Raw genomic sequence first — 12288 nt, 5'->3', positions numbered from 1 at the left:
TATGCGGACAGAAGCCGCGTTCCCGCAGGATCAGGTAAACAGCGAGGCGCCGAGGTAGGCGGCAAGCCCCCACATGACAGCCGCAGATCCTTTATTGAACAAGGTCATGACGATCCCCTGTGAATCGAGCTGTTTGAGAAGTCTTCCCGCTGCGGCAAGTCCAAGGAACCATAGCCACGAAACGATCATACATGCACAGGTGAACAGCCAAAGATCCGCACCTTCATACGCTAAAGAGTTGGTGCCGATCACGCCGACGATATCGAGCAAGGCGTGCGGATTTAAGAGCGATACGGCCGCAGCAAAAGCGATTTGCTTTTTGGGCGGCATAGCTTCGGACGCGTTTCCTACCGCCGGTTTGCTCCTCCATGTGATCCATCCCATATAAATGAGAAACAAAAATCCTCCGGTCAAAAGGACAAATTTAACTTCAGGAAGGCCGGCGACAGCCGCGGAAATACCTGTGACTGCCAGTATAATCAGGAGGGAATCGCACAACGATGCGGAGATCACAAGCGGCAAGACACGCCAAATGCTCGATGATGCGGCCCCTTGCTGAAAAATCAGGACATTTTGCGCGCCGAGCGGCAAGATCAGTCCAAAAGCGAGAATCATTCCGTGAATAACTGCGTTCATGACTGTAAAAACCCCTTTCATTCAAAACATCCGTTTTATTGTAGAGCAAGAAGCAGGGAATGTCTCCGGCCATTTGGCTGGTCTAATTGCCCAGCCAAATGCTATCTTTTTAAAAAAGGAGCTGAACATGAAGTGCACAGACAGCTGAACAGACATTCAGACATTCCGCTATACCAGCAAATCGAACAGATCATAAAAGAGAAGATTTTACAGGGGGAATGGCCGGCCGGGACGAAAATCCCTTCACAACGCAAGCTGGCCTCCATCTTTCAAGTGAATAGAAGCACGGTTACCGCGGCTCTGGACGAGCTGACAGCCCAAGGATTTCTTGAAGGCAACCGGGGAGGAGGCACAAAGGTGGCCAATCAAACATGGTCACAATTGACGGCGGGTCCGCCGCTTGACTGGACGAGTTATGTACGTTCGGGAATTCACCGTCCCAATTCAATGACGGTTCAGGAAATCAACAGGCAGGAGTTTACAGAAGGGATCATCAGGCTCGGCACAGGTGAATTGGCGCCTGAACTGCTGCCTTATCAACAGATGGAAGAGATTCTTCGCCGCGCACCGTCTGATAGGCTGATGCTCGGGTATGAAGAACCGAAAGGAAGCCGCTATACAAGAGAGGTGCTGGCGGAGCATCTGGGCCGGAAGGGTGTGCGTGTATCGGCCGACTCGATTCTGATTGTCTCCGGAGCGCTCCAAGCGCTGCAGCTCATATCGATCGGTCTTTTGAAGCGGAGAGCCGTCGTGTTGACGGAAAAGCCGTCATACCTATACTCGCTGCACGTTTTTCAATCGATGGACATGCGGCTTTGCGGGCTTCCAATGGATGGCGGGGGATTAGACCCGTCCGTCATTCCGGCGGTAAAAAAACGGCATGGCGCCGATTTACTGTACACGATTCCGTCATTTCACAATCCGACGGGCAAACTGATGTCGGAAAACCGGAAGCGCGAGCTGATTCAAATGAGCAAACGGCTGTCGCTCCCGGTTATTGAAGATGACGCATACGGCGACTTGCGGCTTGACGGTCCGCCGTCATCGCCGCTGAAGGCCATGGACAGAGAAGGCAGCATTCTTTATGTCAGTACACTATCGAAAACCGTCAGCCCCGGCCTTCGCATCGGCTGGATCACAGGCCCGGAGCCCGTCATCGAGAGGCTGGCCGATATTAAAATGCAGACTGACTACGGCTCAAGTTCATTGTCGCAATGGGCGGCTGCAAAGTGGCTTTCAAGCGGACTTTATGATGAAAATCTCAGCCGGATCAAAGGCGAACTGAGACGAAGGCGGGATGAGGCGCTCCGGTGTCTTGAGACCTATTGCAGAGGAATCGCCCGCTGGGAAAAGCCTTCAGGCGGGTTTTACATTTGGGTCACATTTCTAAAGCCGCTCTCGCTCAGCGCTTTGTTCGAACAAGCATTACAGAAAAACATCCTCATCAATCCCGGCACCCTCTACGATAAAGAAGCTAAATACAGCATCAGATTGTCCTATTCGTACGCCTCTTTGCCAGAGCTTCGCTACGGCATTCAAACGATCGCAGAACTCGCCGGGAAGCTCATGTGAGTCCCTGCTGTACCGGCTGCTGAAAAATCGACGTTCAGCAGCCGCTCCTTTTTATTTCAGGCCTCGGGTTATTTAAAAACAGTCCAAAAAATTCCATTAACATATCATTCAAGGAACTATTGATTCATATTAGCAGCTGGATTTGCAGTAGAGGAACTCTTTATGTTGCCTCATTGTGAGAAACGTCCTATTTTTCTGAATCTTATTGACATGCCGGTGTCACAAAATATACACTTTTTTTGTCATTGAAAATGATAATCTTTATCAATTGGAGGAATGCTTTCTATGCCTGTACAAACGAGTTCTAAAAATCAAGTGTTTTTGGAGCAGCAAAATAGAAGAGAGTCTAATGCGCGTTCATATCCGAGAAGATTTCCGCTCGCCATGCAAACCGCGGAAGGCGTCTTGGTGACTGATGCGGATGGAAAGCAATATTATGACTGCCTGGCAGGAGCGGGGACGCTTGCGCTTGGTCATAATCATCCAGTTGTGATTGAAGCGATTCAAAAAATGCTTGATGAAAAACGCCCGCTGCACACGCTTGATATCACTTCGGAAATCAAAGAAGAGTTTGTCAGCGAAGTATTTGCAAGTCTTCCTGAGGCGTTTGCCAAACGGGCGAAGATCCAGTTTTGCGGTCCGACCGGCGGCGATGCGATCGAAGCCGCTCTCAAGCTTGTCAAAACGGCAACGGGGAGAAGAACCATCTTGTCGTTTCACGGTGCCTATCATGGTGCAACTCATGGAACGATGGCGCTGAGCGGAAATTTATCTCCAAAGGAAAATGTCCAGGGACTTATGCCTGATGTGCATTTCCTGCCATATCCGTATGAATACCGCTGCCCGTTTGGAAGAGGAGGAGAGGCGAGCCACAAGCTGTCGAGCGCATATATCGAAAATATGCTGGATGATCCGGAAAGCGGAATGTTACAGCCGGCCGGGATGATCTTTGAAGCCGTACAAGGAGAAGGAGGCTCAGTTCCGGCTCGGGCTGAATGGATAAAAGAAATGAGAAGGATCACAAAAGAACGCGGAATCCCTCTAATCATTGATGAAGTGCAGACCGGCATCGGCAGAACCGGAAAAATGTTTGCGTTCGAGCACGCCGGCATTATACCGGATGTCATCGTCCTTTCAAAAGCGATCGGCGGAAGTCTTCCTCTGTCTGTCGTCATCTATGATCAAGACCTTGATCAGTGGGGACCGGGGGCGCATATCGGCACATTCAGAGGGAACCAGATGGCGATGGCGGCCGGAAGTGCAACGTTAAAATATATAAAAGAGCACGATGTACTGTCACATGTAGAAAAAGTCGGTGCGAAGCTCATGCAGGAATTGCAAGACATTCAGGAACACGTTCCTGAAATCGGTGATGTCCGGGGACGGGGGCTGATGATCGGCGCCGAAATTGTCGCACCGCATAAAAAACAAAACACAAACGGCAGCTATCCGGCTGATGCGGAGCTTGCAAGCGTGATTCAAAGAAAATGCTTTGAAAAAGGACTGATCGTTGAAACGGGAGGACGCCATGGAAGCGTGATCCGCTTCTTGCCGCCGCTCATCGTAACAGAGGCGCAAATCGACGATATCATCACGATCTTCAGAGAGGCCGTCTATGAAGCAGTCAAGTAAACAGAAAAACTTTGATTCCCTGTTTATGCACAACGGCGAACAGGGGATCAAAGCATACCGTGACGCGGCCGAGGCCGCTGTAGAGACGCTGTGGGCCGATTGGAAAAATAAAATGAAGCCCTACAGCGGGAAGATGCCGAATGAATTAAAGCACGAAATTAAAAACTTGTTTTCGTTTAAGGAAGCGGGAGAACCGCTTGCGGATGTTCTCGCTGATCTAAAAGAAGCCTATTTGCCGCACCGGATTCATGTTGAAGATCCAAAATGCGCCGCACACTTGCACTGTCCGCCGCTCATCCCGGCACTCGCTGCAGAGATGCTGATCAGTGTGCTGAATCAGTCGATGGATTCGTTTGATCAAAGCGGAGCGGCTTCATTGATCGAGGAAGAAATGGTGCAGTGGCTTTGCCGAAAGTTCGAGTACGGAAAGAATGCTGACGGAACATTTACGAGCGGAGGCACACAGTCTAATTACATGGGACTTCTGTTGGCCCGCGATGCTTTCTGTGAAAAGCAGTGGAACTGGAACGTACAGAAGGACGGACTGCCGCCGGAAGCGGACAGGCTGCGGATCCTCTGTTCAAAGGATGCTCATTTTACCGTGAAAAAGTCGGCTTCCCAGCTCGGACTTGGAGAGCGCGCCGTCGTACTCGTCGATACAGATGATGAAAAGCGGATGAGCCTTTACGATTTAAAGCGAAAAACAACGCTGCTTGAGGAATCGGGCTTACATCCATTTGCGATTGTTGCCACATGCGGTACGACGGACTTCGGAAGCATCGATCCGCTTTCCGAGCTTGCGGATGCCGCGCATGCCGGCGGGCTTTGGCTTCACGTTGATGCCGCGTATGGAGGGGCGTTGATTTTGAGCAGAACCCGCCGCTATAAATTGGCCGGTATCGACAGGGCCGACTCCATCAGCGTCGACTTCCACAAGCAGTTTTATCAGCCGGTCAGCTGCGGCGCTTTTCTTGTCAAAGACAGAAGGCATTTCCGCTTGATTGGTTATCATGCCGATTATTTAAATCCTGAAGAGGATGAAGCGGAGGGAATCGTTCATCTCGTCAATAAATCGATTCAGACGACGAGGCGCTTTGACGCTTTAAAGCTGTTTGTCTCGCTGCGTGTGCTTGGAGAAGATACATTCGCCGAGATGATTGACTGGACATTCGCATTGGCCGAAGCGACAGCGGAAAAAATCTCAGCAAGCGATCGGTTCGAACTGCTGAATCCGCACCCTGAACTGAACGCTGTCGTCTTCCGCTGCCTCGCCTCAGAAGACGACGCAGAGAACGACCGTTTGAATAAATGTATCCACAGAGAATTGTTCAGAACGGGACAGGCGGTGATCGCCAAGACGGCAGCAGCCGGGAAAACGTATTTAAAATTCACGCTGCTGAATCCGCGGACGACGCTTTCGGATCTTGACGACATTCTCGGCAGGATTCAAGAGCTGGCAAGTCTTTATACGAATAGCAGGAGGGTAACAAGATGAGTTCATTTAAAGAAATAGCAGAAAACGCTACGATTCAAAGTTTTTTAAATTGCTATTTGCGTGAAACCGGCATCAAAACCCGTGAGATCGCGGACGGCTCTCAAAAAACGCTGATTGTTCCGCTAAAACGCCAGCAAATCGAGCTGATCGTTCCGATCAAGTACTGGTCGAAGACGGGAAGGCACCTTTTCTCATTTCCGCTTTACTATCAAACAACCCAAAACAAGCCGCTTCCGCTCGACTATGTCACGCTCGTCTCCCTCGCTTCAAAAGAATTGCTTCTTCAGCAAAACCGCGGGGGTGCCGAGGATGAATTCTTGCTCAGAGTCATTTTGAGCTGCCGCAATATCAGCCGTTATGTGGAAGAACGGGCCGGTGATCAAAATGAGCTTAGCCGCGCTGATTTTACGTTTATCGAAGCGGAGCAGTCGCTCTTGCTCGGTCATCTGATGCACCCGACGCCAAAAAGCAGGCAGGGCATGAAACCTGAAGAGGAAAACATTTTCTCACCTGAATTGAAAGGGGAGTTTCAGCTTCATTACTTTAAGGCGCATGCCTCGCTCGTTCTGCACGATTCAAGTACTGGAACAAAAGCGCCGCTAGTCATACAAGAGGAATTGAGAAACGACCCGATGATTGATAATGCGTGGCTAGACGAGCAAACGGCCGATCCGGATTTTGCGCTTCTTCCCGCACACCCGCTCCAGGCGAGAGCTTTGCTGGAGGAGCCGTATGTGCAAAAATTGATCGATCAAGGTCTCCTTACATATCTCGGTGCAAAGGGCAGGACGTTCACGGCGACATCCTCCGTCCGCACGGTTTACAGCAAGCACTCGCGCTATATGTACAAATTCTCGATCCCGATCAAAATCACGAATTCGCTTCGTGTGAACAAGCAGAAAGAATTGGACAGAGGTGTTGAAATGGCCCGGCTGCTTCAGACAGAACTCGGTCAAAGGTTAAAACAGGAGTTTCCGGGCTTTCGCGTTATCACAGATCCTGCCTACATCTCGATTCGGGGGGAGAACAGGGAGTCCGGCTTTGAAGTCGTGATCAGGGAGAATCCGTTTTATGAAGACGACCGTTCTGCATGTCTGGTCGCCGGGCTTTGCCAAGATCACGCCTTCGGGAAAGAGTCGCGGCTGTCCTCTGTTATCCGCGGGCTGGCGTTAAAAGAAGGGCGGACAACGGAAGAAGTGAGCATTGATTGGTTTGACAAATATTTATCCATTTCGCTAGAGCCTGTTTTATGGCTGTTTGAAACATACGGGCTGGCGATTGAAGCGCACCAGCAAAACGCCGTTATCCGCTTAAAAAACGGCTATCCGGAGACGTTTTACTACAGGGATAATCAAGGCTATTACTACAGCGAATCAAAAGCCGGGATTCTTTCCAAGCTGATCGAAGACTTGAGCGAAAGGAGCGAGACGATCTGCACGGACGGCGTGGCTGTTGAGAGACTGCGCTATTATTTCTTCTTCAACCATCTGTTTGGGCTGGTGAACGGCTTTGGCTGCGAAGGGCTGATCCGGGAAGAAACGCTCCTGTCCATGATCAGAGAGCGGCTTGAAAAAGCGGAACACATTTACGGCATCACTGAGTTGACGGACAGCCTGCTTCGGTTTTCGGAGCTTCCGTGCAAGGCCAATCTGCTGACGAGATTTTACGACATGGATGAGCTGACGGGCTCGCTTGAAACCCAGTCTCGTTATACGTCTGTCGGCAATCCGCTGTTAAAGGAGGCGGCGGCCGTCCAATGAACGACCGGATCACATTTCAAAAAGCGGACTATGCAAGAGACGTATCGCTCGTCTATCGCTGGATGCAGGAGGAGCACGTCATCCCGTTTTGGCATTTAAACATGCCGTTTGCAAAATTTGAAGACCATTTTCACAAGGCCATCACAGACCCCCACCAAACGCTGTACATCGGCTCTATCGACGGTGTGCCCATGAGCTACTGGGAGTCGTACTGGGTCAAGGGGGACGTCATTGAACACCACTATGATAATGAACCTTTTGACCAGGGCATCCACCTGTTGATCGGAGAAAAAGAGTACTTGGGAAAAGGGCTGGCCCTTCCGCTTTTAAAAGCGATGGTCTGTATGCAATTTGCCGAGCCTAACACAAAAAAGGTCATCGCAGAGCCGGATATCCGCAACAAAAAAATGATTCATGTTTTTGAAAAATGCGGGTTTCGCCCGATTAAACCTGTGAATCTCCCTGATAAAACCGGATTATTGATGTTTTGCGAACGAGAACGTTTTTTTGAAAAGGGGAAAAAAGATGAACTCTACAAAGAGAGCCACTGATGTATATGATGTCATCGGCGTCGGCATCGGGCCGTTTAACCTTGGCCTTGCCGCATTAGCCGATTCCGTGCCTGAGATTAATGCGCTGTTTTTTGAACGAAATGAAAGCTTTAACTGGCATCCCGGCATGCTGATTGAAGGGACGACACTGCAGGTGCCGTTTTTGGCCGACTTGGTGAGCATGGCCGATGTGACAAGCGAATACAGCTTTTTAAACTATCTCCAGCAGCATAACCGTCTGTATTCTTTTTATTTTCTGGAAGACTTTCATATTCCGAGAAAGGAATACAACCACTACTGCCGCTGGGTGGCAGAACAGCTTGACTCGTGCCGCTTCGGGATGAATGTTGAAAGCATATCGCTCATTGAATCGAATCCGGAGGCGCTTTTTAAAGTGCGGGTCGTGAATCGGGAAAACGGCGGGGAAGCCGTTTATTACACGAGGCATGTTGCGCTTGGCATTGGGACGGGCCCGCACGTTCCCGAAACGCTCTCAGACGCTTTGGGAGGCTCGGTGTTCCATTCAGCTGAGTATTTAATGAGAAAGCCCGACGGATTTAAAGGGAAAAGGGTGGCCGTCGTCGGCTCCGGTCAAAGCGCAGCCGAGGTGTTTTATGACCTCGTCGGTGAAGATGAAGCGGAGCATGTCAGCTGGCTCACCCGCTCAAAAGGCTTCTTCCCGATGGAATATTCGAACCTCGGGCTCGAATATTTTTCGCCTGATTATATCGATTTTTTCTATCAGCTTCCACAGTGGAAAAAAGATGAATTGCTAACGCAGCAGGATCTCCTTTATAAAGGAATCAGCGCGAAGACGATCAGCGATATTTATCATCTTCTGTATGAGCGGACCTGCGGAGGGCGGGAAGCGGCTTTTGATCTTCAGTCCATGACAGAAGTCAAGCAGATCGAACAGCATGGAGAAACGCTGATTCTGCACTGCGCAAACCGGGTGAATGAAGAACGGTTTGAGCGGCAGGCAGATGTGGTCGTCCTGGCGACGGGCTATAAAGAGAGGCTGCCGGAGTGTCTGGCACCTGTTGACAGCCTGATTGAAAAGGACGCGGGCGGCCGCTATGTCATTACGCGCGACTATAGACTGGTGACAGCTGCAACATCAAAAAACCATATTTTCGTTCAAAACGGAGAGCTGCACACGCACGGCGTCGGAGCGCCTGACCTGGGACTCGGCGCTTACCGGAACTCGGTGATCATCAATCAGCTAGCCGGGAGAGAAGTATACAACGTCAGCCACAAAACGGTTTTCCAGACATTCGGAACAGGAATCACCGAAAAAACCGCGGTGCCAAACGGCTAATAAAGGAGGCATTTTCATGTTGTTTCAAGATGAATTAAAGAGGGTCCTCAATCCGGACAGGTGGACAGAAGTCAATCGGCGATTACTGGCGAAGATGCTTTCTGAGTATATGTATGAGGATATCATCAAGCCCGATTTCATTGAAACTGAAGACGGCATCAACCGGTATGAGCTGAGAACGGCGGAGGATAAGGTGTACCGGTTTGCCGCCAAACCCCGCATGTTTGACAGTTTTGACGCGATGCCGGAGACGATTGAAGTCTTCAAGAGCGGACAATGGACAAAACAAGTGAGCGCGATTGAATTTCTCCTCGATATCCAGCCGCATATCCCGATGAGTCCGGAAACAGCGGGGCATTTGATCAAAGAGTTCAACCATACGATGCTGGCGGATGCTCATCTTTTGGCAAAGGATGCGCTTACGGCTGACGAGCTGACCGAAGCCGATTATGCCGTCATTGAAGGCGAGATGACAGGCCATCCGTGGATCGTCTACAACAAAGGAAGAATCGGTTTTGGCTATGATGACTACCTCCGGTTTGCACCGGAAAATCAGAGAGCCGAACGGCTGCTGTGGATCGCTGTACACAAAGAGACCGCGTCATTCCACTCAGTTGAAGGACTCGATTATGAAACGCTGATTCATAAAGAGCTTGATGAGCTGACTTTAAGGCAGTTCGCTAAAGTGATAGAAAAGCAGGACGCAGCCAGTGAAGACTATTATTATCTGCCCGTCCACAAATGGCAGTGGACAAATACGATCATTCAGCAGTTTCCGGAAGAAATTGCTTCAAAAGCGATCATTCCTTTAGGGGAAGGCGGAGACGAGTACCTGCCGCAGCAGTCGATCAGGACCTTTACAAACATCACAAACAAACACAAGCATCATATTAAACTGCCGATGAGCATTTTAAATACGCTTGTATACAGAGGACTGCCGTCGGAGCGGACGGTGATCGCGCCGAGAATTACTGAGCATATTAAAGGGATCGCCGAAAACGACGCATTTCTAAAAGATGAATGCAGGGTGATCCTGCCGGGCGAAAATGCCAGTCTGAACGTTGATCACCAATACTATCATGCTCTTGAAAAAGCCCCGTATCAATATTTGGAAATGCTCGGCGCTATTTTCAGAGAAAGCATTTATACGTATTTGGAAGATGGAGAGCAGCCTGTTACGCTCGCTTCTTTAACATACATTGATCAAGGCGGCGTGCCGTTTATCAGGCGCCTGATCGAAAAGTCGGAGCTGTCAGCGGAGGAGTGGATCGGAAAGCTGTTTAACACCGTGATGCCGCCGCTTCTGCATTTCATGTACCGCTACGGAACCGTATTTTCGCCGCACGGACAAAATACGATTCTCGTCTTAAAAGATTATCAGCCGCACAGGCTGGCGATTAAAGATTTTGTAGATGACGTCAATATCAGCGACCAGCCGCTGCCTGAACTGAGCGGTTTGACAGAAGATTTAAAAGTCGTTCTCAGAAGCGAGCCGCCGGAAGGGCTTGTGCAGTTTATCTTTACAGGGCTTTTCATTTGCCATTTGCGCTATGTGGCCAACATTTTGGAAAATGACGGTCTGCTTCCTGAAAAGCGCCTGTGGAAAGCTTTGGCTGATGCGATTTTGGAATATCAGCAGAGATTTCCTGAACTGCATGAGCGCTTCGAATTGTTCGACTTATTCAAGCCGGAATTGACGAAGCTCTGCCTCAACAGAAACCGGATGGTCGACTACGGCTATAAGGACGGAGATGACCGCCCGCACGCCTCCGAATTCGGAAAAGTGACAAACGCGCTTGCGCAATTTAAAAAAGAGGCCGCAAAGCTTTAATGCTCATGCGGCAGAGAATGCCCCGCTTCCGGCGGGGTTTTTTATGTCAATTTCTTATACATCAAAATATGAGGTCCGATCGGCGGTATATCGTAGACCCCGCCTTGTTCGCTGAAGCCGAGCTTTTTATAGTACCCGCTCACAGATGTCCTGGCGTTGCACCATAAAAGGTCTGCGCCTTTTTTCCGAAGAAGCTCTTCGGCATGGCGGATAAGCGTACTGCCCGCTTTTTGCTCGCGGTACCCTTCAAGTGTCGCCATCCCTCTCAGCTGATACTGTTTTTGGCCTTCAAGCTCTGAATGTTCGGCTTGATGAAAGGAGGCGATGCTGATCAGCCTGTCCCGATAATATCCGCCGAGGTGAAACGTGCCCCCGAGCAAATCGGTTTCATACTTGCATGCTTCCAGCGGCTGATTCGGCCGGAGAATGCGGTGCCTGATCTCATACGTATCTTCCGCGTTTATAGGTTTGACTTCAATCATATGATTCCTCCTTCAGTTGCAGTTCAGATTGGGCGAACGAAATTCCGCGTGCTGTTGAAATCATGACTGTCATTCCATTATATAACGTTGGCGGAAACGATCAAAGCAGGATAAACGCCTTCACCTGATCTGCCTTTAAAGAATCATTTCCCCCGAGAGGCGATCCCTAATCCCTATATCGTAAATGGCGGAATATACCGTCCGTCCACATCTGTAAACTGATATTCTTTGGCTAAATCACCAACTCTTAACGCACGTCCGCTTTTCTCCATCACATCCGGATCTTTGGCCAATGCTGTGATTCCGCGTCCGACATAATAAGGCGTTTCGGTTTTCCTTAAATCTTCTGACTCCTGCCAATCCGCCTCATCTGATTTATGGTACTTCAGCACAAGTTCGGTTCTCATAAATCCCGGCGAAACGGCAAGAACGGCAATGTTGTCCCGTTTTAATTCCAATGAAAGACCGTACGCCATCCGGACGATGGCGTTCTTGGCCAAATCGTAATAAAACTGTCCGGTGTATTTGTTCTCATCCCAAAAGGTCGTATGAATGATAAGAGCTTGTTTATTTTCGCGAAGGAGCGGCACGGCGAAGTGGTTCGTCGCCAGCTGGGCGCGCACCCCTGCGGTGAACATCGTATCCCAATTTTTTAATGACAATTCCCAAAAAGGCTTTGCCTCGACACCCAGATCGTGCGCACCCCATACATTGTTGATCAAGATATCCAGTTTTCCTTGTTCTTCGCGAATTTTAGCGATGACAGCCTCTGTTTCTGAATCGTTCGTATGATCACATCTTACAGCAATACCCTTTCCGCCGGAAGCTTCAATTTGTGACACGGTGTCATCAATTGTACCGGGCCATTGATTCGTGGAAGCCCCCCTGATGCTGCGGCCTGTCATATACACGGTTGCACCGGCTTTTCCAAGTTCGACAGCGATGGCGCGGCCGGCGCCTCTGCTTCCGCCTGTTACGAGAGCGATTTTTCCTTTCAGCGGTTTCATTCAT

10 protein-coding genes are annotated in these 12288 nt (G+C 49.9%); 7 read left to right on the top strand and 3 right to left on the bottom strand.

Annotated elements, in window-relative coordinates; translation table 11 throughout:
- Positions 1-30: 30 nt before the first annotated feature.
- Positions 31-636, bottom strand: coding sequence for a LysE/ArgO family amino acid transporter (locus tag M1E03_RS15475; protein ID WP_023856626.1), 606 nt, complete (start codon positions 634-636; stop codon positions 31-33).
- 132 nt (positions 637-768) lie between these two features.
- On the opposite strand from M1E03_RS15475, the gene M1E03_RS15470 reads away from it, so the two are divergent.
- From M1E03_RS15470 to M1E03_RS15440, 7 genes are all read left to right on the top strand, one after another.
- Positions 769-2208: an aminotransferase-like domain-containing protein gene (locus M1E03_RS15470; protein ID WP_145654190.1), complete on the top strand. Its 1440-nt coding sequence runs from the start codon at positions 769-771 to the stop codon at positions 2206-2208.
- A 285-nt stretch (positions 2209-2493) separates the two neighbouring features.
- Positions 2494-3840 (top strand): aspartate aminotransferase family protein, encoded by a 1347-nt coding sequence (locus M1E03_RS15465; protein ID WP_245117976.1) that lies wholly within the window; start codon positions 2494-2496, stop codon positions 3838-3840.
- A complete protein-coding gene (locus M1E03_RS15460; RefSeq protein ID WP_026579917.1) occupies positions 3824-5335 on the top strand; it encodes a pyridoxal phosphate-dependent decarboxylase family protein in 1512 nt (503 codons plus the stop codon). Before M1E03_RS15465 ends, M1E03_RS15460 begins: the two co-directional genes overlap by 17 nt.
- Positions 5332-7095, top strand: a complete 1764-nt coding sequence (locus tag M1E03_RS15455) for an IucA/IucC family protein (protein ID WP_103749051.1) — start codon at positions 5332-5334, stop codon at positions 7093-7095. Before M1E03_RS15460 ends, M1E03_RS15455 begins: the two co-directional genes overlap by 4 nt.
- A complete protein-coding gene (locus tag M1E03_RS15450; RefSeq protein ID WP_020450900.1) occupies positions 7092-7646 on the top strand; it encodes a GNAT family N-acetyltransferase in 555 nt (184 codons plus the stop codon). The genes M1E03_RS15455 and M1E03_RS15450 overlap by 4 nt, the downstream gene beginning before the upstream one ends.
- Positions 7621-8964: a lysine N(6)-hydroxylase/L-ornithine N(5)-oxygenase family protein gene (locus tag M1E03_RS15445; protein WP_020450901.1), complete on the top strand. Its 1344-nt coding sequence runs from the start codon at positions 7621-7623 to the stop codon at positions 8962-8964. Before M1E03_RS15450 ends, M1E03_RS15445 begins: the two co-directional genes overlap by 26 nt.
- Positions 8965-8980: 16 nt before the next feature.
- On the top strand, positions 8981-10795 hold the full coding sequence (locus tag M1E03_RS15440; protein WP_020450902.1) for an IucA/IucC family protein: 1815 nt from the start codon (positions 8981-8983) through the stop codon (positions 10793-10795).
- 41 nt (positions 10796-10836) lie between these two features.
- Here the strand turns inward: M1E03_RS15440 and M1E03_RS15435 are convergent, their stop codons facing one another.
- Entirely contained in the window at positions 10837-11277 is a 441-nt protein-coding gene (locus M1E03_RS15435) for a GNAT family N-acetyltransferase (RefSeq protein ID WP_020450903.1), read from the bottom strand.
- A gap of 173 nt (positions 11278-11450) precedes the next feature.
- On the bottom strand, positions 11451-12284 hold the full coding sequence (locus M1E03_RS15430; protein ID WP_020450904.1) for a dehydrogenase/reductase SDR family member 1: 834 nt from the start codon (positions 12282-12284) through the stop codon (positions 11451-11453).
- Between the last annotated feature and the right edge of the window lie 4 nt (positions 12285-12288).

The sequence above is a fragment of the Bacillus sp. PK6-013 genome, from assembly GCF_054161445.1.
The sequence above is the reverse complement of the archived record's forward strand: the minus strand, read 5'-3'. Positions and strand labels throughout refer to the sequence as shown.